The following is a 23749-nucleotide window of genomic DNA, read 5'->3' on the forward strand; positions in this document are numbered from 1 at the left end:
AAAAGTGCTTTATATAGGAAAAAAGCATTATCTTTGCACAAGATTTTCACGAAGAAAACATGGACAAGAACAAGTTTAGTCTATTAAATAGTATAAAATACCCGGAAGATTTGAGACGGCTGAGCATTGACCAGCTGCCACAAGTCTGCAAAGAGTTAAGAGAAGACATTATCGACGAGGTTGCCGTCAACCCCGGTCATTTTGCCTCCTCTCTTGGCGTGGTGGAAATAACCGTAGCCCTACATTATATCTACAACACCCCATACGACCGTATTGTATGGGATGTGGGACACCAGGCCTACGGACATAAGATATTAACAGGACGTCGCGACAACTTCTGTACCAACCGCAAGTTGCACGGCATCCGTCCATTCCCTACACCTTTAGAAAGCGAATATGATACCTTCGCCTGCGGACATGCGAGCAATTCCATCTCCGCAGCACTCGGTATGGCCGTTGCCGCACGCGAAAACGGAGATACCAACAGGCATGTGGTAGCCGTCATTGGCGATGGAGCCATGAGCGGCGGACTGGCATTCGAGGGACTGAACAACGTATCAAGTACACCTAACGACATGCTCATCATCCTGAACGACAACGATATGAGCATCGACCGGGCTGTGGGCGGTATGGAGAAATATCTCCTGAACCTCGATACCAACGAGACCTACAACCGCCTCCGTTTCAAGGCATCACAGTGGCTGCACTCCAAAGGCTATCTCAACGAAGACCGCAAGAAGGGCATCCTGCGCCTGAACAATGCACTGAAGTCGGCACTGAGTCATCAGCAGAACATCTTCGAGGGTATGAATATCCGCTACTTCGGACCTTTCGACGGTCATGACGTTAAGGAAGTGGCGAGAGTGCTCAAACAGCTTAAGAACATGAAGGGTCCTAAGCTGCTGCACCTGCATACCACCAAGGGAAAGGGTTACGAACCAGCCGAGAAGAGTGCTACCATCTGGCACGCGCCAGGCAAATTCGATCCGGAAACGGGTGAGAGAATCATTGCAGATACCAGCAACCAGCCTCCGAAATATCAGGATGTTTTCGGTGAGACGCTGCTGGAACTGGCTCAGAAGAACCCGAAGATTGTAGGTGTGACGCCAGCCATGCCTACAGGATGCTCCATGAACATCATGATGAAGGCGATGCCAAACCGTACTTTCGATGTAGGTATTGCCGAGGGACATGCCGTTACCTTCTCTGGAGGTATGGCGAAAGACGGACTGATTCCTTTCTGCAACATCTACAGTTCGTTTGCACAGCGTGCCTACGATAACATCATCCACGACATGGCACTGCTCAACCTGCCGGTTATCATGTGTCTTGACCGTGCCGGACTGGTAGGTGAAGACGGACCAACCCATCATGGTGCCTTCGATATGGCGGCTCTCCGTCCGATTCCGCATCTCACCATCGCATCTCCGATGAACGAACATGAGTTGCGCAACCTGATGTATTCAGCCCAGTTGCCAGGTCATGGCAGCTATGTTATCCGTTATCCGAGAGGCAAGGGTGTGCTCGTAGACTGGCGCAACCCGATGGAGGAAATCAAGACCGGTACCGGCAGAAAGCTGAAAGACGGCACCGATGTAGCCGTTCTTACCATCGGTCCTATCGGAAACGATGCCGCCCAGGCTATCGCTGAGGTAGAAGCCGAAACCGGAATGAGCATCGCCCACTACGATATGCGATTCCTCAAGCCACTCGATGAAGACATTCTGAAAGAGGTGGGCGAAAAGTTCAGCCGCATCATCACCATCGAAGACGGCGTTCGTATGGGCGGTATGGGCTCAGCCGTACTGGAATGGATGAACGACCATGACTATCAGCCAAAGATGACCCGAATGGGATTGCCAGATGAGTTTGTGGAACACGGAACCGTAGCACAACTCAGAGAAATCGTGCATCTCGATAAAGAATCAATCAAAGAAGCAATTAAGAAATGAAAATAATCATAGCTGGCGCATATGCCATAGGTACTCACCTGGCGAGACTCCTGTCACGCAGCAATGAAGAGATTACGCTCATCGATGAAAGCGAAGAGCGCCTGGCTAGCATTGGCTCCGACTGCGACCTTCTCACCATGTTGGGCAAGCCTACCAGTCTTCAGATCTTACGCGATGCAGGGGTTGCAGATGCCGATCTCTTCATCGCCGTAACCCCGGTAGAAAGTACCAACATCACAGCTAGCATCCTTGCCAAGAACCTAGGTGCCAAGCGAACAGTAGCCCGCGTGGATAACCCGGAATATATGGATCCGCAGGCCCAGGAATTCTTCAAAGGGTTAGGTATCAACAAACTGATTTATCCGGAGATGCTCGCAGCCGTAGATATCAATAACGGACTGAAAATGAGTTGGGTACGTCAGCGCTGGGATGTGCACGACGGCGCACTCGTCATGCTCGGCATCAAACTGCGCGAAGGATGCGAGATACTGAACGAACCGCTCAAGAACATCAGCGGTCCTAACGATCCATACCACGTGGTAGCCATCAAGCGAGGCAGTGATACCATCATCCCTGGCGGTAACGATGAACTGAAACTCTACGACCTCGCCTACTTCATGACCACCCGCAACTACATCCCATATATCCGCAAGATTGTAGGCAAGGAGCACTATGTGGATGTGAAGAACGTGATGATTATGGGTGGCGGACGCACAGCCGTAAGAGCCGTAAAGAAGATGCCGGAATATATGGAATGCAAGATTATCGAGATGAGCGAGGAGCGCTGCGAATATCTCAACGATATTCTCGATGAGAACAAGACGCTCATTATTCATGGAGACGGACGCGACATTCCGCTGCTCGTAGAAGAAGGTATCCGCAGCACGCAGGCCTTCGTGGCACTGACCGGTAACGCCGAAACCAATATCCTGGCCTGTCTTACAGCCAAGAGAATGGGTGTGCGCAAGACGGTGGCTGCCGTAGAAAACGTAGACTACGTGAGCATGGCAGAGAGTCTGGATATCGGTACCATCATCAACAAGAAGATGATTGCCGCCAGCTACATCTACCAGATGATGCTCGATGCCGACGTGATGAACGTGAGATTCCTGATGAGCGCTAATGCCGATGTAGCTGAGTTTATAGCCAAAGAAGGTTCGAAGGTAACCCAGAAACCGGTGAAGGAACTCGGCATGCCTATCGGTGTAACCATCGGTGGACTGGTTCGCGGTGAAGAAGGAATGCTCGTTTCGGGTAATACCCAGATAGAACCGGGCGACTCGGTGATGGTTTTCTGCCACAACATCAACATGAAGAAAATTGAGAAATACTTCATCTAAGCGTGAAGGAGATAGAGACATACTTCATATATGATAAACAGCAAATTAATATATAAGATTTTAGGGCAACTGCTTTTCATCGAGGCTTTCCTGCTCTTCGTCAGTCTGCTGGTAGCTTTCTATTACCAGCAGGACGACATCTTTGCCTTCATTGTGGCAACACTTACCACCATCGGAGGCGGACTGGTGCTGAAATGGCGAGGACACGGAGCAGATAACTCAATGTCGCGCCGTGATGCCTATCTCGTGGTAACGCTCTCATGGATTGTATTCAGTTTCTTCGGAACCCTCCCCTTCATGGTGAGTGGATACATCAACAACTTTACCGATGCCTACTTCGAAACCATGTCGGGATTTACGACAACGGGGGCTACGATATTAGACGATGTAGAATGTTTCCCCCACGGACTGCTGTTCTGGCGTTCGCTCACCCAATGGATAGGCGGTCTGGGAATCGTGTTCTTCACCATCGCCCTGCTGCCATCGCTTGTAGGAGGACAGACCAAGGTGTTTGCTGCCGAGGCTACAGGTCCTATCAAGACCAAACTTCATCCCCGTCTTTCCACTTCGGCAAAATGGATATGGAGTATCTATCTGATGCTCACCATCGCCTGCATCATATCCTACTATGTGGCGGGAATGAATCTCTTCGACAGTTTCAACTATGCGATGAGCACGACGGCAACGGGTGGTTTCGCTACCCACAACAGCAGTACCGAGTTCTTCCATTCACCAGCGCTGGAATACATCTGTACGTTCTTCTGTTTCCTGTCGGGTGTGAACTTCACCCTGCTCTATGCAGCCGTCATCAAGTTTAAAATCAAGGATCTGTTCAAGAACTCAGAGTTTAAGTTCTATGCATTCCTGGTTGCTGCATTCAGCGCCTTCATCATGGTAGAGCTGATGGTGATGCGCAACTACGATGTGGAGCATGCCTTCAGAAGTGCTATCTTCCAGGTGGTTTCTTTCATCACCACCACCGGTCTGTTTAACGACGATGCTGCTGTGTGGCCTCATGTTACCTGGGTGGTATTGGCAGCCTGCATGTTCTTCGGAGCCTGCTCGGGCAGTACGAGTGGAGGTTTGAAATGTATCCGTGGCGTGATGCTGGTAAGAATGGTGAAGAATGAATTCCGCCAGATTCTGCATCCTAACGCCGTGCTGCCATTGAAGATTGATGGTGTGAACGTACCGATGCAGAAGCGTGTTACGCTGCTTGCCTTCCTCACCACTTATCTCATCATCTGTCTGGTGATATCGTTCACGATGATAGCCATGGGCATCGACAATACCAATGCCATCACCATCACCCTGAGTTGTGTGGGTAATGTGGGACCTACGCTGGGTACGGAAATCGGACCAACCATGTCATGGAGCGAACTGCCGGATGTGGCAAAATGGTTCTGCTCGCTGATGATGCTCATCGGTCGTCTGGAAATATTCAGTGTGCTGGTTATCTTAACGCCAGCATTCTGGAGAGAGAACTAACATACCCAGAGGGGGAGTTAGAAAATAAAAGAGAAGTTGATATTTGAAGTAAGAAATACGCTTACTAGACTAAGTATATTTCGCACAAAAAGCGTTATATATAATAAGGTATAGGTTCAGCAAGAGCCTTACCGGAGAGTAAGAAACCGTACTGAAGAGTACATTTATAAACTAAATATAGGTAATAATGAAACCATTAAAATTTCAACCGCTATTAAAATCCACCATCTGGGGTGGCAGTAAGATTATCACTTTCAAGCATCTCGACGTAAAGCAAGAGAATGTGGGAGAAAGCTGGGAAATCTCTGGAGTACCAGGAAATGAAAGCATCGTAGCCGATGGCGAGATGCAGGGCAAGAGCCTCAACGAGGTTGTTGCAGAACGGAAGGGAAGCTTCCTCGGAGAAGAGAACTACAAGCGTTTCGGCAATGAGTTTCCACTGCTCATCAAGTTTATCGATGCCAACCGCGACCTCTCTATCCAGGTGCATCCTAATGATGAAATTGCCAAGAAGCAAGGTAAGGAACGCGGCAAGACCGAGATGTGGTATGCACTGCCATGTGAGCCGGATGCCAAGCTCTACAACGGCTTGAAGATGCAGATTACTCCTGAGCAGTACAAGGAGATGGTAGAGAACGATACCATCACCGATGCCCTGGCTCAGTATAACGTGAAGGAAGGTGACTGCTTCTTTATCCCAGCCGGCAGAATCCACACCATCGGAACAGGCTGTTTCGTTGTCGAGATTCAGCAGACCAGCGATGTTACCTATCGCATCTACGACTTCAAGCGCAAGGACAAGGATGGCAACTATCGTCAGCTCCACACCAAGGAAGCTGCCGAGTGCATCGACTACACCGTATTGCCAGACTATCGCCAGCACTACACTCCTGCCAAGAACCAGGGTGTAAGCATGGTGCAATGCCCTTACTTCACCACAGCCGTTTATGATCTCGATGAACCAATGACGCTGGATTATTCAGAGTTGGACAGCTTCGTGATTCTGATTGGCTTGAAGGGTGAGGCTAAGATTACCGACAACGAGGGTAACGAGATTACGCTCCAGGGCGGCGAGAGCATCGTTGTTCCTGCCAGCACCAAGACATTGAAGATAGAAGGAACCTTGAAGTTCCTGGAGACATACGTATAATTTTAAAGGTAAAAAAGTAAAAAGGTAAAAAGAAAGCAGGCAGATGACATCCCGCCAGGCTCTTTTTACTTTTTTACCCTTTTACCTTTTTACTTTTTTACCTTTCCAAATACTTTTCCACATCCGCCTGAATCTTCTGGAATTCGGAAGAGAACTGGTAGAAGGTGTTCTTCTTCATCATCATCTTCACCTTGCCCAGACTATTCTCATAACATGCCATTTCGGTGCGGGCCTGCTCGGAATGGAGGGCACGGTCGCGGATTTCATTCTCCCTATCATTGCGCAAAGCATCGCAAACACTCTGGACGATGGGACTTACTACCAGGTCGAAGAGATGATGACCCTGAATATATAAATAGGTATTGCTCTCGTTTACACCCAGACTGTTGAGGTAAAGAGCCATTTCATCCAACTCATCCTTAAACTTCTTGAAGCGGCGCTCCAGCTGGAACAGCTTTGCCCGCACCTTCTTTCCCAAATAATCTATCGCCCATTTAGGATCCTGGATTCGGACAGAAGGCAGCATGATGACCTTATCAAACTCCGCCATATCAAAATGCATCGACATCTTGCGATGACGCACATAAAACAGCATGTGCCATAAGAAGAGGGGCCAGATGGTACGGGAATAGGACTCAAGAAAACGCTCGAAATCGAAGATGCGACGGTCGTTGAGCGTCACCATCACACAGGTTTCGTGCAATCCTCTGGCATAACATTGGAAATTTTCAATGGCATAGGCATAGGTATGGAAGATGTAAGGATTCTCCAACATCTGCTGGGAAGACTCGGTTGAGCCCTGACGCAGATAATCGTAATCGGCATCTACACAGGCTATCATATCCCTACCTACTCCCTTCAGCATACTGGAGATAGCAGCCTTCTTGCCTCGGTCTAAATGCTGGTTACGGGTAGGCAGCATGATATCAAAATAGCGTTTTTCATTCTCAAACTTTCCCAGTACCGACCGCCAGAAGAAGACATCATCATAGCTCTCGACGTAAGCCACAATCTTGCGCCGAGCCTTCTTCGAGGTCATCCTGTTGGCTGCCTCGAAGAACTGGGAATTGATATTATCGGTTAAACGTTTAGCCATAAGCTGAAAAAATCAACATTCAACACTTAACATTCAACATTACGAAATCGTAATATCATTCACATCCGTCACCCTATCGGTCCATCCATCCATGACCACAGCAGGACTGTGGGTGGTCATGATGATCTGGATATTCGGATTAAGCTGCAGCACCAAACCGATGAGCTGCTTCTGCCATTCGAAATGAAGGCTGATTTCCGGCTCATCCATAAAGAGGACGTATGACTGGTTGTCCTCCACCAGCACGGTGAGGAGGATGGCAAGAATCTGCTTCTCACCAGCCGAGAGCTGATAAGGCGAGAGCTGCTCGCCTATCTGGTTGAAGCGGATTTCGTTGGCAGTACGGATGATGGTCTTGCCGGTATCCTTGAAAAGATTATCTACCATATCCTGGAACAACTTCTTCGGTTCACTCAGTTTCTGAGCCTTGAAGGCTGCATCCGGTTCGCCACTCTGCAAGACGGCGATGATGCGGTTGCCTATGTTCACCTGGTAATCCAGATACTTGCGCTGCAGCTGGAAGAGCTGCCAATCGAGTTCGGTAACCAGGGTAAGGTCTATCTTGTTGATCATCTCGGCATTCATCAATGGTCTATCTACCGAGCGGATTACATCATATCTAATCCACTTTGCCTCCTCCGGCTCCACCTTCAGATGCACACCTTTGATCATGTGACTAGGGAATTCACCGCCAGCCGCCAGACCCTTTACCACCTTATTTAATATAGTACTCTTGCCCACGCCGTTTACACCACTCAGGATATTGACACGGCGGTCGAGGTTCCAAAGAATATGTTTGGTACCGCTCCAGAGAGATTCAATCTCTATCTGTTTGATATAATCAACATATTTCTGCATAAGAATAATCTCCTATCTTTAATAGTCAAGAACGGAAAAAGACTATTGTCTTAACTTCTTAACTCCTTTAAGTTTCAAAAAATATACCGCAAATATAGCAAAATTCCTCGAATTTTTGTACCTTTGCACTCGATTTTATTCAAAAATAGGAAGATTTAAATAGAAATAAGGAAAAAATGGATAACAAACGACCTCTTATCGCCCACCTGTGCCTCTTCTGTTCCGGCGCATTCTGGGGACTGATGGCTCCCGTAGGCAAGGATGCCATGCTTCACGGCATCGACGGCATCGACCTGGTGAGCTTCCGTGTATTGGGTGGTGCCATCCTCTTCTGGCTCACCTCGCTCTTCACCAAGAAAGAGCATGTTCCAGTAAAAGACATCTTCAAGTTTGCTGCTGCCGGGCTCTTCGCCCTCGTGTTCAACCAGTGTTCTTACACCATCGGTCTGAACATGACCTCGCCTAGCAATTCCAGCATTATGACCACCTCGATGCCTATCTTCGCCATGATTCTCTCCTTCCTGATATTGAAGGAGCCTATCACCTGGAAGAAGGCGCTCGGCGTGCTGATGGGATGTGCAGGTGCCGTCATCATCATCATGACGAGTGCTACGGCTGGCAATGCCAAGGTGGGAAACATCTGGGGTGACCTGCTCTGTATGTCGGCGCAGCTTTCCTTCGCCCTCTACCTGTCGCTCTTCAAGAACCTGCTGTCTAAGTATTCGCTCTTCACCATCAACAAGTGGATGTTCCTCTGGGCAACGGTTCTGATATGGCCTTTCACCATCAGCCACGTGATGAGCATCGACTTTGCCCATGTTCCGATGAGCACCTGGTGGGAAACGGGCTACGTGGTTCTCTTCGGCACCTATCTGGGTTACATCTGCATGATGATTGGTCAGAAGACGTTGCGCCCTACCGTGGTAAGTGTATATAATTATGTGCAGCCGCTGGTATCGGTTACCGTGAGTGTTATCGTGGGTCTCGCCGTATTCAAGGGTATGCAGGCCATCGCCGCCATCCTTGTATTCTCTGGCGTATGGCTCGTGGTAAAGAGCAAGTCGAAGAGAGATATCGACCAGCACGACCACAGCCTGGCCTACGAGAAAAGGCATGCTTAAAAGATATAATGTCGATTTATAAAACTGAAACTGTCCCCATCTGAGATAACAGATGAGGACAGTTTTTTATATCAGAAAAGATATCAGCAACCGAAGTAAACCATCAGTCCGCCCAATACGATATACAGCAGGGCGTATGGGATGGCCGAACGGAGAATCTCTCCATCCTTTCCCTCCATATCGCAGGCTGCAGTAGCAATGGCGATACTCTGCGGACTGATCATCTTGCCACCCGTGGCTCCCGTAGTGTTGGCAGCAACCAGCCAGTTTTCCTGACCGCCCTCCATACCAAAGAAAGTGCTCTGTCCCGTCATGCCCAACTGATTGGCAACATGAGCCTGGAGCTTGGCAAAGAGGATATTCGAAGAGGTATCAGACCCCGTTACGAAGGTTCCGATGGCACCAATCATCGGCGCAACCAGAGGATAGAAATTTCCCGTTACTGCCACCAGTCCGGAGGCGATGGCAGTAATCATTCCCGAATAGTTCATCACGCTTGCCAGGGCTATCAGCGAACAGATGGTCACCACCGTCTTACGCAGATTCACCGTGGTACGGGCAAGAATCACCATCAATCTCTTAAGGCTCAATCCCTGAATCAATCCACCAATCGTAGCACCCAAGAAGAGCATCAGGTCCACATTGGATATCCAGCCAAACTTAAAGGTGCTGTCGAGCACAGGCAGATGAACCGCACTCACCAGATGACTCTTGAGGAAAGCATTGACCGGAGGACAGAGTGCTCCGGAAACCAGGATGAATATCAATATAAAAAGGTAAACGCTCCATGCCTTCAGGCTTTCGGCAAGTGTAAAGGTTTCCTTATCCTGCACCTTGCTCTTTCTGGCAAACACCTTGGCGTATGCGATGATGGCGATAATGGCTGCCAGCGAACCGATGATGGCAGGAGTCTCCGAACCGAGATAATAGCCGCATACAAACTGCACTACCACGGAAATCACTCCCACCCAGAGGGCGATGATGAGATTCTTGATAAGATTGTGCTTATCGGTAAGCGTCAGGATGATAAAAGGCAGGAGGATAAAGAGAGGTGACAGCTGGATGATGGCGAAAGCCGAAGTCTCGCAAATCTGTGCCGCCGAAGCCGATCCGCTTTCAGCCACCTCATTGCAGAGCGTAGTAACCGGTACACCCACAGCACCAAATCCCGTAGCCACGGTATTACCGATTAAGGAAACCAGAGCCGAGAACATCGGTTTGAATCCGAGTCCGATGAGGATGGCAGCAGGTATCGCCACCGCCGTTCCGAAGCCCGCCATACCTTCGAGCAGTCCGCCGAATCCCCATACAAGGAGCAGCACGAGCAGTCCCTTATCATCGGTAATCGATGTAAACTGCCTCTTGATCACCTCTATCTGCTTGCTTTCCACGAGGATATTATAGCTGTAGATAGCCATCAGGATGATGATGAGAATCGGGAATACCGCCTTCAGGATGCCTTCCACCACCGCCCATCCCGTCAGGGCGATCACGCTGTTCTCCGCATGTTCTGGGGCAATCATGCCTAGCGGCGAAGCAGCGAAGAGAGCAAGCAACACGGTAACTACGAGCGTCAGCAAGGCGCTTTTATGACCTGCCATCTTGAAGCCGAGCATCAGGATGAACAGCAACACGATGGGAATAATAGAAACAATTGATGCCATAAGCCATTCAGTTTTATAAAGTTTTCGATTGCTAAATTTTATGTTTATGACTGCAAAAATAACATTTTTCTTTGAAAAAAGAAAGCATTTTTTGAAAAAAATCTCTTCTTAGATGTCCGATTTTTCAATTTCATACGTCTATAGAGTGTAAAGGTTATGAGAACAGAAGAATTCAACCATATCATCCTACCGATGCGCAGCGACCTGAAAGCGTATGCGCTAAGGTTGACTGAGAGTGACGACAATGCCGAAGACCTCGTGCAGGAAGTCATGCTCAGGCTGTGGGACATGCGCCATGAAATCAAGGCAGAAGATAACCTCAAGGCGCTAGCCATCACCATCATGCGCAACAAGTTTTATGACCAATGCCGACATGAGGAACGGAACTTCACCACCGACAAGGTGATGGAAGTGCCCATAGAAGACCGGCGGGCAGAGCAACGGGACGAGGTAAACCTCATCAAGCTGATAGTGGCACAGCTTCCGCCCTTGCAGCAGCAAATATTCCGCATGAAGGAGATAGAAGGCTATACTGCCGATGAAATCATGCAGATAACGGGATGTACAGCTGATAATCTCCGAAAGAATCTCTCCAGAGCCCGACTCAAAATCAGAGAGACCTATATGAATATCGTGAAACAGAACAGAACAAAATAAAGAAGGAGGAAAAGTTATGAATGATGAAATAAAAAGAATCGATGAATTCAAGAACACCAATGAATTCAAGACGATACAGAACTTGCTCGACAAGTATATGGATGGTGCCACATCCAATGAGGAGGAGGCAACGCTCAGAAAATATTTCGAAGAGCATGGCAATGATATTCCGGAAGAATGGGAATCCTATCGCGCCCTCTTCAGCTATATCGGATTCGAACAGATGAATCTTTCTCAAATTCTAAAAGGAGAAGAAGAGAAGGAGGAGGATTTCGAAAAAAAAGATATCGAGAAGGAAGAAATTCCAAAGAAGGAAGCTTCTCGCAGCAGATGGCTCAAATATTTCGGCACTTCTGTGGCAGCAGCCGCTATCATCGCATTCCTGATTGTGGGCATCCAGAAGATAGCCCAGCCTCAGCCTGAATGTTATGCGGTTATCGATGGAAAGGTTTATACCGACCAGGAGTTCGTTCACCACGAAGCCCTGGATGCCCTGGAAGATGTTTCGGCAGATTCCGAAGATCCATTCAGTGCCCTGGATATGATGAAACAATAAATTCATCTTTTAGATGAAACAATCAATCAAACTATAAAGTATAATATATATAATAAGGTATAGAATATGAAACGATGCAACTTGATAAAACGCTTCTTCATCGGACTGCTTCTTATCGTGGTAGCCTCGATTTCGGCTAATGCCCAGGAGGGGCTGTACGTAAAAAGTATATTCCAACGCTTCGGACACGCCAAGGGATGCAAGATGGTTACGATGCAGAATACGCAACTCAAAGGTTACAGGCTCAAGATATACAAGAGCCTGGTATATAAGAACCATGCCACGGAAATAGCCCACTATCTGAAGTCCGACCGCAAGGCTGCGAAAAAGATCAGAGAGGTGGTGGAAAATGGCAAGATGGTGAGCGGCTATTACATGATGGCACCCTTGAGCAATGGCAACAACCGCTTCATCCTCTTCAGTAACCCGAGTAAAAGCAAGGGAACCGTGATTTATATCGAAGGCGATCTGTCGCCCGAAGATATCATGAAACTCTGCTATTCCAGAAGATAGAAACAACATTTTCCTTCTGGAATCTTCTCAATAAGAATAAGAAACAACATAAAATAAAGTATTATGAATATCAAAAACGTAATGATGATGGCTGCCATGATGCCAGCCTTCGCCCTTGCTGAAACCAACAGCAACTGTGCACCAGTCTCTGTAGAGGCTAACGACACCACAATCAGAGTGAACGACCAGAACATCGTCATCAAGCAGGATGGTGAACAGACTTCTGTGAAGATATATAAGATGAACGGCAACGAGATGACCAAGATTTCCGAAACCCAATTCGTAGATGGTCAGGAAGTAGAAAAGGTATTTGTCACCTCGCCTTTCATCCCTCAGACTTTGAGCAAGCGCAAGCGCAGTCTGGAGAGTCATTATCCAACCTTCTTCTTCGGCTGCAGCCAGTTGCCAGGCAGCAGGGGAAGCATGGGAGGCAACAACGAGATGCACAGTCGCGACTCCAAGTCGTGGGAATGGGGCATCACCCTCACCAGTCTCTGTTTCCGCCTTTCCAACGAAATGGCGCTCACCTCCTCTCTCTCCATCGGACAGGTACACCACCATTTCAAGGACAATTATGTATTAAGCACCGAAAACGGGGTATCTTCAATGACTCCGATAGAAGGCGAGACGCTGAAGAAAAGCTATATCAGCTACAATGTGCTCCGCCTGCCTATCATGCTGGAGTGGCAGAAGCGCATAGGATGCCATGATGCATTCCTGGCGTTAGGTCCATCGATAGAATACCGCTGGCACGAGCATTCCCGCTACTTCATCGGAAAGCACAAACATACCGAAACGGGCGATATCAACCTCAACCCTATCGGCCTGAACTTCGAGGCCCGTGCCGGCTACTCAGGAGTGATGCTCTACGCCCGTACTGGAATAACCCCACTGCTCAACAAGACCAAGGCTCCCGAGTGCTACCCGATGACCATCGGCTTAGGATTTAGACTGTAATTTCTCTCAAAAAAGTGGCGATAGGTGTGCGAAATCTCATAAAAAAACATAGATTTCGCACACCTATCGCCACTTTTTGCTGTTTAACGGCCAAACTCGGAAGTGAAACACAGCCAAATTGGGTAACAAATCACGGCCAAATTAGGTAACAAATCACGGCCAAATTAGGTAATTTTGCCCTTTTTTTAGCAAAAAATCACCTGAATACCACAAACGTGGTAGCAGGAATACTACTCATATGCTATTTCAGAATCCAGAAAATCGCCGTACCTTTGCAACGTCAATCAGAACAAACAGCATGATGACTTTCAGAAGGACATCAGAATGTCTTTCAGAGAGAGAACATCAATCTGATTTTTGGGCGACAAATTTATATAAATGAATAAGATTGAATATTAACGTAAAATTAAAGAAAGGACATAGATTATGAGTACAGAAAAGAAACTTCGCTTTGAGACACTTCAGTTGCATGTAGGTCAGGAAAATCCAGATCCAGCTACCGACGCTCGTGCGGTGCCTATCTACCAGACCACAAGTTACGTGTTCCGCAACTCTCAGCACGCTGCCGATAGATTCGGACTCCGTGACGCAGGTAACATCTATGGTCGCTTGACCAACTCTACTCAGGGTGTATTCGAAGACCGTGTGGCTGCCCTCGAGGGTGGTGTAGCAGGTTTGGCTGTCGCTTCTGGCGCTGCCGCCGTTACCTACGCTCTGCAGAACATTCTTCAGAATGGCGACCACATCGTTGCTGCCGACAACATCTACGGTGGTACTTATAACCTCATCACTCATACATTATCCACACAGGGTGTCAGCTACACCATCGTGGATCCTCGCAACTTCGAGCAGGTAGAGGCTGCCATCCAGGACAATACCAAGGCACTCTATGCAGAGACCTTCGGAAATCCTAACTCAGATGTAACCGATATCGATAAGTTGGCAGAGATTGCTCATCGCCACAACATCCCATTGATTATCGACAACACCTTCGGCACCCCATACCTCATCCGCCCTATCGAGCACGGAGCAGATATCGTGGTTCACTCTGCTACCAAGTTCATCGGCGGTCATGGTTCATCTCTCGGTGGTGTCATCGTAGATGGCGGTAAGTTCGACTGGAAGGCAAATGCCGACAAGTTCCCTACTCTCGCTAAGCCAGACCCATCTTATCATGGTGCCGTATTCGCAGATGTAGCCGGAGCAGCAGCCTTCGTAACCCGAATTCGTGCGGTCATCCTTCGTGATACCGGTGCAACCATCTCTCCATTCAACGCCTGGATTCTTCTTCAGGGCTTGGAGACATTGAGCCTCCGTGTAGAGCGTCACGTTCAGAATGCATTGAAGGTGGTAGAGTATCTGGAGAACAACCCTAAGGTGGCAAAGGTTAATCACCCAGCCGTTCCTTCTCATCCAGACCACGAGCTTTACAAGAAGCTCTTCCCTAACGGCGGTGGTTCTATCTTCACCTTCGATATCAAGGGCGGCGAGAAAGAGGCATGGGAGTTCATCGACCACCTGCGCATCTTCTCTTTGCTGGCTAACGTAGCCGACGTGAAGTCACTGGTTATCCACCCAGCAACAACCACCCACTCTCAGTTGAGCCCAGAGGAATTGGAGGAGCAGCACATCTATCCTTCTACCGTTCGCCTGAGCATCGGTATCGAGAACATCGACGACCTGATTGAGGCACTCGATGAGGCATTTACCTACGTAAAGTAGTGATTAGTGAGTAGTGATTAATTATTAGTGATTAATTATTAATGATTTAAATTAGAGTACAGTTATGGCAAAGATATATAAACAGATTACTGATTTAATCGGTAAGACCCCATTGGTAGAATTGGGTAAGTATTCAGCATCCAAGGGTTTGGAGACTCCTGTGATTGCCAAGGTAGAATTCTTCAATCCTGGCGGAAGCGTAAAGGATCGTATCGCACTTGCGATGATCGAAGACGCTGAGCAGAAGGGCATCCTGAAACCAGGTGCCACCATCATCGAACCAACCAGCGGTAACACGGGTGTAGGTTTGGCTCTGGTATCAGCCGTAAAGGGCTACCACCTCATCCTCACCATGCCTGAAACCATGAGTGTGGAGCGCAGAAACCTGGTGAAGGCTTACGGCGCAGAAGTGAGACTGACAAGCGGTAAAGACGGAATGCCTGGCGCCATCAAGGCTGCCGAGGAACTCCGCGATTCCATCCCTGGTTCCGTGATTCTGGGACAGTTTACCAACCCATCCAATCCTGCCAAACACTATGCCACAACAGGACCAGAAATCTGGGCTGATACCGATGGCGAGATTGATGTCTTCGTAGCCGGTGTAGGAACAGGTGGAACCATTTCGGGTATCGCCAAGTACCTGAAAGAGCAGAATCCAAACGTGAAGGTGATTGCCGTAGAGCCTGCCACATCGCCTGTATTGAACGGCGGACAGAGCGGTCCTCACAAGATTCAGGGCATCGGTGCCGGTTTCATTCCAGAGACTTACTCTTCAGAATATATCGATGAGGTATTGGATATTCAGAACGATGATGCTATCAAGGCAGGTCGTGATTTGGCTCAGACCGAGGGCCTCTTGGTAGGAATCTCATCTGGTGCTGCTGCCTTTGCAGCCACCGAGATTGCGAAGCGTCCTGAGAACAAGGGCAAGAAGATTGTTGCCCTCTTGCCAGATACTGGTGAGCGTTATTTAAGCACTGTACTCTACGCTTTCGAGGAGTATCCATTGTAATTCACAATCGGATATTTTCTGATGGAAGCAAAATCTATCATAATTTCCCCAACCAGCTATCCCATAGCAGGTTGGGGATTTGCATATCAAGCCTTTCTGTTCCTGTCAAACAGGTCTTGATAGGAGTCTGCTATGGCGTGGTGCGCCTCATCCGATCCGTATGGAATTTTAATCATGCCGTTACCATGGGCGGTTACTCCTACAGCTAATTATTTTTCCATCCAATTTACAACAACAATACCATTAAGCCTCCCTATGTGCTTAACGTTTTCTGTAACCATAACCATGTTATTTATGATAGCTGTAGTACCGATAATTATGTCAGCATCTTCAATAAGTTGACCTTTTTTACGAAGAAATGCCTTTTGTACAGCAAATTCATTCCAAATATTTGCCGTTGGCAATATTGTTACATACTGGCAAAACACATGAACAGCTCTAATGTTCTCAGAAGGTCTATCGCTACACTGAGCCCCATAAAGTAATTCTCCCAAAGTCATCTCAGAGATAAAGAAATGTTCTTGACCAATTTCTGAAATTTTAGCAGCAACATTACGTTTACCCCTCATAAAATATACACAAATATTGGTATCCAACAAGTAATTCATATCATCCAAAATTGACAGGTTCTGACTTTGACATTTTACTCTCGTTGATATTAGCTATAATATCTTCTGCCGACTGTTCGCCAACCCATGAACCACAGCAACGTTCTACCATTTCTTTAGTCCTATCTGCTGGCGTTTTAATTTCCTCTGCATCAGCTATCGACATGGAAAGTAAAGCAATAACCTCTATCTTATCTTCCTTACTTAACTTTTCGAGTTCATGCCAATGAGGAACCTTACTTGCAAGCCTATTACTTAAAGCAACTATATTCATAATTATCTCCTTTAAAACGTTCAACTTTTCCGCAAAAATACGCTTTTTCTACGAAACCACCAAGAAAATCAGAATAAATCTGCAAATTATCAGCCAATTACCCAAAATCATCAGAAAACAGCAACCTATAAACTATTAATTGTAAACTGTTAACTATAAACTATTAACTGTAAACTCTCTTCCCCCGGCGGTCCCATCCCGCACAACCATGGCAAAGACCGCTTTGATGTGATTTGATAGCCAACCTGCCAGGTATTAAAAAGAGAGTGGATTTGCGACAACCAGTTCCTATATAAAATAAGTTATAAGCTCGGGGAGGAATGAGTTTGAACCAATCGTCAAAGTTTAAAGAATACTAAAAGTTTCGTTTCCGCTTGAAAATTTCTTTTAAAATGCCTATATTTGCAATGCCGTTAGTAATGGCGGCAGACATAAAGAGGTAGCAACTACGCTTAGTTCGGACTGAGAATCTGGACAGTTCGCAGTACACAAGAATGACAGTTCCAGTTGTTTGCCCCAATATGTATACTAATATCCATCCCGCTTCTGTGGGATGGGTATCTCTATTTAGTTAATTTTGCAACCGAATTATCAACCCAGTCTGAGTAACATGGATTCATATTCTGGAATCATCATAGAAGAAAGTAGAAGGTCTGAGCAATTTTCAGACTTTACTCCCATACCTTGCAAAGGATTCAACATTCTTTGCAAGGCAAAGCGCTATGGCAGATGGTGGGTACTCAAGGGGTTGAAGGAGCAATACCGTCAAGACGAAAACTACAAGAACCTGCTGCACAAAGAGTTCGATATCCTCATATCCCTGCAGCATCCCAACATCGTATCAGCCTACAGCATGGAAGAAATACCGGAAATAGGTACCTGTATCGTGATGGAATGGATAGACGGTATCACGCTGGAACACTGGAGCGGCAAGAAGACTGAGGGAGAAGGCATCTTCCTCCAGTTGCTTGATGCCGTGCATTACATCCATGCCAAGCAGATAGTACACAGAGACTTAAAACCTTCCAATATCATGATTACCCATAACGGCAATCATGTAAAGCTCATCGATTTCGGACTTTCAGATACCGACGACTTTGCCATTCTCAAACAGCCTGCCGGCACACCGGGCTACATCTCACCTGAACAGATTGTATCCCAACAGGCAGACATCCGCAATGACATCTTCAGCATAGGCTGTATCCTGGAAAAGATACTTCCCGGCAAACCCTATCCAGCTATCATCAAGCGATGCAAGGCACCCATAACCCAGCGATATGCCAATGTTGACGAACTCAAAGCCGATTTCATGGCTCGCAGAAACAGCCATCCATCCGGTATCAAGCGTATCGCAATCGCAACTTTGGTCTGTATCATCTTATTAGGTTTCATCAGTTACCCATTACTGCATCAGCAGGAAAAGAGCATTAGCACAACTCCTGAGCATACCGAAGCCAAGAAGGATACAGTCATCCGCCAGCAAACCAAGAAGCCTGCCCCACTTACCGGCGGTCAGAATTCCCTGCAGCCAACAGCTACCGAGCCATCTTCTGCATCACAGGCACAAGCCGCCGAACTCCTATCCGAAGGCAAGAAGACAATCGACAAGATGTGGAAGGAATCCGGCATCGACACCATCCGGTCTGTTGAGAAAAAGAGCGAGGCATTCTATCGGTTTATAGATAAGAGCAATGATTTCATCACGACCACTTATCCGCAGACATTCTCTAAAGACATCGCCGGCAGCAAGAAGGCAGATATCATCTACGAGCTGTCCTCTTATACCTCTGAAAGATATGTGAAGCCCACCTTGTCGAGATTTCAATCTTCCAAATAATGCTCTACGATGATGCCGTTCTTCTTACCAATTGCGTAAGTAACCGGTTCATCATCTCCATGTTTCCAGACATGAAGATAAGCAGGCTCATGATTGATAAAATGATGGCACTCAAAAGTATCATCTTTCGCCAATCTGGTATTTTCTGATGATACTACCTTGAAACTTCCGTTTCCCTGATACCTGATGATGCAGGTTCTGTCGGGCAGCCAGGAAAGTTTGAGCATCTGTCCCTCATAAAGAACATCACATGAGATTTCCTTGCCGATAACCATCTGGCTCTGCCGCTCTCCCGTCCCTTGCGACAATCCAAACTCCTCAAAGTCCGCATAACCGAGAAAATTCGCCAAAACATTCTTGGTAAACTTGCTGGCAGAAACCCCTTCGCTCACGTATCCCCAGAATCGTCGCAGCGTAGAGGCACTCACCCTTTGCTGGGTACGTTCCTCCACCTTTTCGCTCAACCAAGCGAAGTCGCGGGGCACAACCATCTTGCGCCCCACCATCTTTTCTATCATTTCACGTAATATCTGTTCCATGCTGCAAAGATACTGAAACAAATCCAAGCAACACACAAAAAAGCCAATATTTCGACTAAAAACGCCCTATATTTTGAACTTGGAACGGAATGGAACGCTGAAAAAGCAGAAAAAACACCTATTTTTGCAAAAAAATCAGCTCACAATGAACAACTTTAGAAAAAAAATGGTATATTTGCAGTGCTGTTCTAAACAAGCAGCAGACATGTTAAGGAAACAACCATGCTTAGTTCGTACTGAGAATCTGGACAATTCATTGTACACAAGAACGAAGACAGAAGTTGTTCACCCAACCGTGTATTATTGTATCCATTCCGCTTCGGCGGGATGGACATTGATATATACCCTTTGGTGTGAGCTGATTTTCATTCTTTGTGTACAGGTAGTCCAGAACCTTCAGAACAGAATGAAATCGGTTCGCACCTTTTTTATGCCTAAAAATGAAATAACCAAAAAGTAAATGATTAGCTTATGGAAAAATTAGAAAATACAAAGCCAGAAAAGCTACTGATAGCCATCAGCGCATTAGGCAATCATGGCAAGACACTAAGTGCTACCAGATTGATAGAACTTTTAATTTCACATCGTGAAGGATGGCTTTATGATAGCCGTTCCATCAATCTCAAGAAAGAGCAACTGGCTATTCTACAACGCAATGGAACGGCAGAAATTGCAGTTATTACCATTGGTGATGGAGTCGATAGTAGATTTGAAGATTGGTATAATATTGTAGCAAGCATTCCAACTATCAAAATCATCGTTGGATGTTGTCGTACAAAACATGGGACATTCGCCTATCTCAAAAATTTTGCAAGGACTCATCAATATACAATGGTTGTAACGCATCCATATTTTCAAGAGATGCCTGTTTTGCCTAAGGGCTCACCTATTGCAAACTATTGGAACGCAATTTTTGCAAACCATCTATTAGATATGATACATTTACACTTGTAAACAATATTGGGAATAATAACAATTAAAAACAAGAAGAATATGAAAAAGATTTATCTAATCATGATACTCTTCTTTGCGACAGCATCGGGAGTATTTGCACAAACTGCCAACATTGTCACCCTCATGCTAAAAGCCAAGTCTGGCGAAGCAGAAGCACAGAATGCTCTGGGCGAAGCATATTATGATGGGAAAGGGGTTACGGAAAATTTAACTGAAGCCGTAAAATGGTACACAAAAGCAGCAGAACAAGAAAATGCTAAAGCACAATACAACTTAGGCGTCTGCTATTACTATGGCTATGGAGTACAATACAAGGACCGTGGAGAAGCCGCAAAATGGTATACAAAAGCGGCAGAACAAGGATATGCAGAAGCACAAAACAGCTTAGGATACTGTTATGAATTTGGCGAAGGAGTAGACACGAATCATAAAAAAGCCGTAGAGTGGTATACAAAAGCTGCTGAACAAGGACTACCTTTGGCACAATGCAACTTGGGAGTCTGCTATAAATATGGCAACGGGGTAGAAAAGAACTTTGAAGAAGCCGTGAAATGGTATACAAAAGCAGCCAACCAAGAATATGCGCGGGCTCAATACAATCTGGCACTTTCCTATGATAAAGGCGAAGGTGTAGCTAAGAATGATTCGGAAGCTATGAAATGGTATCTCAAAGCGGTAAAAAACAATTCTCCAGAAGCAGCCTATTATTATGGTGCAATGCTCTTAGCGGGTGACAAACAAAAGGGTGTAACAAAAAACATACCAGAAGGAGTCAAATATTTGCGCAAGGCAGCTGATCTAAAAAACCTTGATGCAATTCAGGCTTTGGTTGGTGCCTATTTATTGAAAATGGAAGGTAAGAATGATTTAGGTATTAGCAAAAATCTTTCTTACGCAGACTTTGTTAAGTATCTGAAAATTGGTGCAGAACAAGGAAATCAAGACATGAAAACTATTCTGGCCAATTTACCAAATTATAAATCAATGATAGCACAAGAAAAAAGTCTTGTAGCGAAATATGGACAGAGAGCATACGACAACATTAAAAAGGGAAAGGTTTATATAGGTATGCCAGAAGGTATCCTTACTGAATTCAAGACTTTTGAGACTGATGGTAGCAGATATCAAATGTACAAATACAATGGTCCTTACAGAGACTTAGTTGGTACTTACAAACAATATATCCCTTCCTATGGTCTCCGACTGGCCAATCTTCTTGGGAAGGTATTCCCTAGAATCGTAAAGGTTAGAAACGGAAAGGTTACAAATGTCATATATTAATAACATTATTAAGTGGACTCATAAAAGCATTACATTTATTATGAAGCATTCATTTTTACAAACATTAAGCACCACTTTTTCCTCTAAAATCGGAAAAAGTATCATTTTAGCAATATTCGTTATGCTAACAGGAAGTCCGACCTTCGGACAAGCAAGACGAGGCACTACACAAAAAGCCAATACAACAACTGTCACTAAGCCAAGCCCAAATTTGGTGAACGACTTTAACAAAAAAATCAAAAATCATTATTTCTTCAACAATAAGTCGAACAATAATGAGTGGGACATCGTATTCAAACCTGCTAATACTGAAGGAAAAGGCGGTGGAAATATCGTGATACCTATCTCTAAACTTGGTCTCTCATTCTCATACAACATCACTGCAAACGGAAGTATCTATATCAAGATTGACAACGTCAAGATGAAGGAGGAGAAGATAACATGGCAAACTAATCCCGATGGGGTCATTTTAGAAGATCTGTTTTTCCAATTGCAGAGCGACTCACTTAAATACGATGAACTTGTAAATTGGAATCCAAACGAAGAGTCAGTTTACGACGAAGTTAAAGATCTTGATAAAGTTGATGAAATGCCATCTTTTCCTGGTGGTGAAAGTGCAATGAAGTCTTATCTGAACAGCAATGTAAAATATCCTGATGTAGCACAGGAAAATGGCGTACAAGGACGTGTAATCGTAGAGAGTATCATAGAGAAAGACGGCTCCATGTCTGACGTTAAGGTTATTAGAAGTGTTGACCCGTCACTTGACAGGGAAGCCCTGCGTGTTGTTAAGGCTATGCCGAAATGGACACCAGCAAAACTAAAAGGAATACCTGTACGAACCAAATGTACAACACCTGTCGTTTTTAGATTACAATAAGGATCTATACCCAAAACGGGAAAGTAGCTTCTATAAAGTGGTAACTTCAAATTACAAGACAATGAAAAAGAAAGATTTTTTGATGATGATGTTTGTCTGTTTCACAACAAGCATCACAAGTTGCTCAAACAACAAGAGTAACAAGGATGAAAATGGAATTGATTCTGCTGCCATAGCACAAGCTAAAACAGACAGTATTGCAAGGTGCGATAGCATAGCTCGTGCTGATAGTATTGCAAGAGCAGACAGTATTGCTAAATCAAACAATTTGGCAGTAGGTATGTCTGTAAAGGAGGCATTACAGAAGCCTGGTGTCAAGAAAGATTATGCAGATGCATTTGATGGTCAACACGAAGGAGATGCCTTGGTGTTGATACAAAACGGCAAGAAGTTTCTCACAAATGTTAGTTATCACATGAAGAATGGCTTTGCAGAATGTGATCATCTCAACTTTACCCTTTTGCCAGACAGTTATGAAGGTGACATCACTCTGGTTAGAGCCAAGGACTGTGCAGCATCCGCAAAAATTGTAAAGGAAATCAAATAACAAGCCTCATGAGACATTCTATTATCACAGCATTAGGCGTTTGCCTAGTCGCATCATTTACCGCCTGTGGCAACAAACAGACTAAAGATGCAGAAGCCGTAGACAGTACGGCAATAAAAGACACTATCGTTTCCGAAAAAGTAGAGCCACAAGTGGACTCTACAAAAATCTTTAGCGACACAGTTGCACAAAGAGGGAAAATGGTATATAAGGTAACACGCCAAGTAGAAGACGACATCGTATATGATGACGAAAGAGACTTGGATAAGAGCACATTTACTGAGTCATTGCGCATTACCTTCAAGAACAATGGCAAAGTCAGCATCAAGGAAACCTTGCAAGACGACGCCACTTGGAGTGGAGAATGGGAAGCGAATGGCTATGACATAACCATTTACGCCAACGATTTAGTCCTACGAGGTACCATTTCCAAAGATTACAAGACACTTGAACTTTCCTCAGAATCTATCAGCAAAGTAAGTTGGACAGGTTCTAGAAAATTAAAACTTCAATAAACTTATTACATTCATGGCTTTCCTATTGATATAATAGCGAATTGCCATGAATGTTTTTTATTTTCCTCCTAAGAATAGTATCAGTTATGAAAACGGACATTAAAATACCGTTTACCGCAAAAACACAAAGTAAAGTATCGCAAAAATACAAAGTAAAATACCGTTAAGACACAAAATAAAATACCACAAAAATACAAAATTATTTGTAGATTCCACTATTTATTACTA

The 23749-nt window shown here is 45.7% G+C and carries 23 protein-coding genes; 17 read left to right on the forward strand and 6 right to left on the reverse strand.

Features of this window, described 5'->3' with window-relative positions; all coding sequences use genetic code 11:
* Positions 1-59 precede the first annotated feature (59 nt).
* From dxs to F7D47_RS04875, 4 genes are all read left to right on the forward strand, one after another.
* On the forward strand, positions 60-1952 hold the full coding sequence (gene dxs / locus F7D47_RS04860; RefSeq protein ID WP_153084963.1) for a 1-deoxy-D-xylulose-5-phosphate synthase: 1893 nt from the start codon (positions 60-62) through the stop codon (positions 1950-1952).
* Positions 1949-3292 (forward strand): Trk system potassium transporter TrkA, encoded by a 1344-nt coding sequence (trkA, locus tag F7D47_RS04865; protein WP_153084964.1) that lies wholly within the window; start codon positions 1949-1951, stop codon positions 3290-3292. The genes dxs and trkA overlap by 4 nt, the downstream gene beginning before the upstream one ends.
* A gap of 30 nt (positions 3293-3322) precedes the next feature.
* Positions 3323-4780: a TrkH family potassium uptake protein gene (locus tag F7D47_RS04870; protein ID WP_153084965.1), complete on the forward strand. Its 1458-nt coding sequence runs from the start codon at positions 3323-3325 to the stop codon at positions 4778-4780.
* A 187-nt stretch (positions 4781-4967) separates the two neighbouring features.
* Positions 4968-5930: a type I phosphomannose isomerase catalytic subunit gene (locus tag F7D47_RS04875; protein WP_153084966.1), complete on the forward strand. Its 963-nt coding sequence runs from the start codon at positions 4968-4970 to the stop codon at positions 5928-5930.
* 97 nt (positions 5931-6027) lie between these two features.
* Here F7D47_RS04875 and F7D47_RS04880 read toward each other — a convergent pair whose 3' ends face one another.
* Together F7D47_RS04880 and F7D47_RS04885 are read right to left on the reverse strand one after the other, a co-directional pair.
* Entirely contained in the window at positions 6028-7026 is a 999-nt protein-coding gene (locus tag F7D47_RS04880) for a DUF4435 domain-containing protein (protein ID WP_153084967.1), read from the reverse strand.
* 39 nt (positions 7027-7065) lie between these two features.
* Positions 7066-7884 (reverse strand): AAA family ATPase, encoded by an 819-nt coding sequence (locus F7D47_RS04885; RefSeq protein ID WP_153083601.1) that lies wholly within the window; start codon positions 7882-7884, stop codon positions 7066-7068.
* A 176-nt stretch (positions 7885-8060) separates the two neighbouring features.
* On the opposite strand from F7D47_RS04885, the gene F7D47_RS04890 reads away from it, so the two are divergent.
* Positions 8061-9005, forward strand: a complete 945-nt coding sequence (locus F7D47_RS04890; RefSeq protein WP_153084968.1) for a DMT family transporter — start codon at positions 8061-8063, stop codon at positions 9003-9005.
* Between the two features lie 83 nt (positions 9006-9088).
* On the opposite strand, the gene F7D47_RS04895 is transcribed toward F7D47_RS04890, so the two are convergent.
* Positions 9089-10711 (reverse strand): L-lactate permease, encoded by a 1623-nt coding sequence (locus F7D47_RS04895; RefSeq protein ID WP_228113420.1) that lies wholly within the window; start codon positions 10709-10711, stop codon positions 9089-9091.
* A 114-nt stretch (positions 10712-10825) separates the two neighbouring features.
* On the opposite strand from F7D47_RS04895, the gene F7D47_RS04900 reads away from it, so the two are divergent.
* The 6 genes from F7D47_RS04900 to cysK all read left to right on the forward strand — a co-directional run bounded on the left by F7D47_RS04900 (position 10826) and on the right by cysK (position 16086).
* Positions 10826-11326 carry an RNA polymerase sigma factor gene (locus F7D47_RS04900; protein WP_153084970.1) on the forward strand — a complete coding sequence of 167 codons (501 nt, stop codon included), beginning with the start codon at positions 10826-10828 and terminating at the stop codon, positions 11324-11326.
* Between the two features lie 16 nt (positions 11327-11342).
* Positions 11343-11882 (forward strand): hypothetical protein, encoded by a 540-nt coding sequence (locus F7D47_RS04905; RefSeq protein ID WP_153084971.1) that lies wholly within the window; start codon positions 11343-11345, stop codon positions 11880-11882.
* Positions 11883-11948: 66 nt separating this feature from the next.
* Positions 11949-12395, forward strand: coding sequence for a DUF6108 family protein (locus F7D47_RS04910; protein ID WP_119227769.1), 447 nt, complete (start codon positions 11949-11951; stop codon positions 12393-12395).
* A gap of 63 nt (positions 12396-12458) precedes the next feature.
* A complete protein-coding gene (locus tag F7D47_RS04915; RefSeq protein ID WP_153084972.1) occupies positions 12459-13352 on the forward strand; it encodes a hypothetical protein in 894 nt (297 codons plus the stop codon).
* A 426-nt stretch (positions 13353-13778) separates the two neighbouring features.
* Positions 13779-15074, forward strand: a complete 1296-nt coding sequence (locus tag F7D47_RS04920) for an O-acetylhomoserine aminocarboxypropyltransferase/cysteine synthase family protein (RefSeq protein ID WP_006849406.1) — start codon at positions 13779-13781, stop codon at positions 15072-15074.
* A gap of 64 nt (positions 15075-15138) precedes the next feature.
* Positions 15139-16086, forward strand: a complete 948-nt coding sequence (gene cysK, locus F7D47_RS04925) for a cysteine synthase A (protein WP_153084973.1) — start codon at positions 15139-15141, stop codon at positions 16084-16086.
* Between the two features lie 209 nt (positions 16087-16295).
* Here the strand turns inward: cysK and F7D47_RS04930 are convergent, their stop codons facing one another.
* Together F7D47_RS04930 and F7D47_RS04935 are read right to left on the reverse strand one after the other, a co-directional pair.
* Complete coding sequence (locus F7D47_RS04930) at positions 16296-16694, reverse strand: type II toxin-antitoxin system VapC family toxin (protein ID WP_117728507.1); 399 nt, start codon at positions 16692-16694, stop codon at positions 16296-16298.
* Between the two features lies 1 nt (position 16695).
* Complete coding sequence (locus F7D47_RS04935) at positions 16696-16968, reverse strand: hypothetical protein (RefSeq protein ID WP_118067395.1); 273 nt, start codon at positions 16966-16968, stop codon at positions 16696-16698.
* A 610-nt stretch (positions 16969-17578) separates the two neighbouring features.
* Between F7D47_RS04935 and F7D47_RS04940 the strand changes: the two genes are divergently transcribed.
* Positions 17579-18805, forward strand: coding sequence for a serine/threonine-protein kinase (locus tag F7D47_RS04940; protein WP_153084974.1), 1227 nt, complete (start codon positions 17579-17581; stop codon positions 18803-18805).
* On the opposite strand, the gene F7D47_RS04945 is transcribed toward F7D47_RS04940, so the two are convergent.
* Entirely contained in the window at positions 18790-19344 is a 555-nt protein-coding gene (locus F7D47_RS04945) for a hypothetical protein (RefSeq protein ID WP_153084975.1), read from the reverse strand. The two genes, F7D47_RS04940 and F7D47_RS04945, sit on opposite strands and share 16 nt — an antisense overlap.
* Positions 19345-19815: 471 nt before the next feature.
* Between F7D47_RS04945 and F7D47_RS04950 the strand changes: the two genes are divergently transcribed.
* The 5 genes from F7D47_RS04950 (at position 19816) to F7D47_RS04970 (ending at position 23521) form a co-directional block, all read left to right on the forward strand.
* The gene (locus F7D47_RS04950) at positions 19816-20298 is read left to right on the forward strand and encodes a hypothetical protein (protein WP_153082873.1); all 483 of its coding nucleotides are present in this window, start codon (positions 19816-19818) and stop codon (positions 20296-20298) included.
* Between the two features lie 39 nt (positions 20299-20337).
* Positions 20338-21579, forward strand: a complete 1242-nt coding sequence (locus F7D47_RS04955; RefSeq protein ID WP_153084976.1) for a tetratricopeptide repeat protein — start codon at positions 20338-20340, stop codon at positions 21577-21579.
* Between the two features lie 40 nt (positions 21580-21619).
* On the forward strand, positions 21620-22459 hold the full coding sequence (locus F7D47_RS04960; protein WP_228113415.1) for an energy transducer TonB: 840 nt from the start codon (positions 21620-21622) through the stop codon (positions 22457-22459).
* Between the two features lie 61 nt (positions 22460-22520).
* Positions 22521-23006, forward strand: coding sequence for a hypothetical protein (locus tag F7D47_RS04965; RefSeq protein WP_119228862.1), 486 nt, complete (start codon positions 22521-22523; stop codon positions 23004-23006).
* A 200-nt stretch (positions 23007-23206) separates the two neighbouring features.
* Positions 23207-23521, forward strand: a complete 315-nt coding sequence (locus F7D47_RS04970; RefSeq protein ID WP_153084977.1) for a hypothetical protein — start codon at positions 23207-23209, stop codon at positions 23519-23521.
* Positions 23522-23749: the final 228 nt, after the last annotated feature.

This window comes from Segatella copri (assembly GCF_009494835.1).
Lineage (GTDB): Bacteria > Bacteroidota > Bacteroidia > Bacteroidales > Bacteroidaceae > Prevotella > Prevotella copri_F.

Excerpts from the sequence above, each read along its gene's own strand:
- dxs (WP_153084963.1), top strand. The coding sequence starts at position 60 with ATGGACAAGAACAAGTTTAGTCTATTAAATAGTATAAAATACCCGGAA.
- trkA (WP_153084964.1), top strand. The coding sequence starts at position 1,949 with ATGAAAATAATCATAGCTGGCGCATATGCCATAGGTACTCACCTGGCG.
- F7D47_RS04870 (WP_153084965.1), top strand. The coding sequence starts at position 3,323 with ATGATAAACAGCAAATTAATATATAAGATTTTAGGGCAACTGCTTTTC.
- F7D47_RS04875 (WP_153084966.1), top strand. The coding sequence starts at position 4,968 with ATGAAACCATTAAAATTTCAACCGCTATTAAAATCCACCATCTGGGGT.
- F7D47_RS04880 (WP_153084967.1), bottom strand. The coding sequence starts at position 7,026 with ATGGCTAAACGTTTAACCGATAATATCAATTCCCAGTTCTTCGAGGCA.
- F7D47_RS04885 (WP_153083601.1), bottom strand. The coding sequence starts at position 7,884 with ATGCAGAAATATGTTGATTATATCAAACAGATAGAGATTGAATCTCTC.
- F7D47_RS04890 (WP_153084968.1), top strand. The coding sequence starts at position 8,061 with ATGGATAACAAACGACCTCTTATCGCCCACCTGTGCCTCTTCTGTTCC.
- F7D47_RS04900 (WP_153084970.1), top strand. The coding sequence starts at position 10,826 with ATGAGAACAGAAGAATTCAACCATATCATCCTACCGATGCGCAGCGAC.
- F7D47_RS04905 (WP_153084971.1), top strand. The coding sequence starts at position 11,343 with ATGAATGATGAAATAAAAAGAATCGATGAATTCAAGAACACCAATGAA.
- F7D47_RS04910 (WP_119227769.1), top strand. The coding sequence starts at position 11,949 with ATGAAACGATGCAACTTGATAAAACGCTTCTTCATCGGACTGCTTCTT.
- F7D47_RS04915 (WP_153084972.1), top strand. The coding sequence starts at position 12,459 with ATGAATATCAAAAACGTAATGATGATGGCTGCCATGATGCCAGCCTTC.
- F7D47_RS04920 (WP_006849406.1), top strand. The coding sequence starts at position 13,779 with ATGAGTACAGAAAAGAAACTTCGCTTTGAGACACTTCAGTTGCATGTA.
- cysK (WP_153084973.1), top strand. The coding sequence starts at position 15,139 with ATGGCAAAGATATATAAACAGATTACTGATTTAATCGGTAAGACCCCA.
- F7D47_RS04930 (WP_117728507.1), bottom strand. The coding sequence starts at position 16,694 with ATGAATTACTTGTTGGATACCAATATTTGTGTATATTTTATGAGGGGT.
- F7D47_RS04935 (WP_118067395.1), bottom strand. The coding sequence starts at position 16,968 with ATGAATATAGTTGCTTTAAGTAATAGGCTTGCAAGTAAGGTTCCTCAT.
- F7D47_RS04940 (WP_153084974.1), top strand. The coding sequence starts at position 17,579 with ATGGATTCATATTCTGGAATCATCATAGAAGAAAGTAGAAGGTCTGAG.
- F7D47_RS04945 (WP_153084975.1), bottom strand. The coding sequence starts at position 19,344 with ATGGAACAGATATTACGTGAAATGATAGAAAAGATGGTGGGGCGCAAG.
- F7D47_RS04950 (WP_153082873.1), top strand. The coding sequence starts at position 19,816 with ATGGAAAAATTAGAAAATACAAAGCCAGAAAAGCTACTGATAGCCATC.
- F7D47_RS04955 (WP_153084976.1), top strand. The coding sequence starts at position 20,338 with ATGAAAAAGATTTATCTAATCATGATACTCTTCTTTGCGACAGCATCG.
- F7D47_RS04960 (WP_228113415.1), top strand. The coding sequence starts at position 21,620 with ATGAAGCATTCATTTTTACAAACATTAAGCACCACTTTTTCCTCTAAA.
- F7D47_RS04965 (WP_119228862.1), top strand. The coding sequence starts at position 22,521 with ATGAAAAAGAAAGATTTTTTGATGATGATGTTTGTCTGTTTCACAACA.
- F7D47_RS04970 (WP_153084977.1), top strand. The coding sequence starts at position 23,207 with ATGGTATATAAGGTAACACGCCAAGTAGAAGACGACATCGTATATGAT.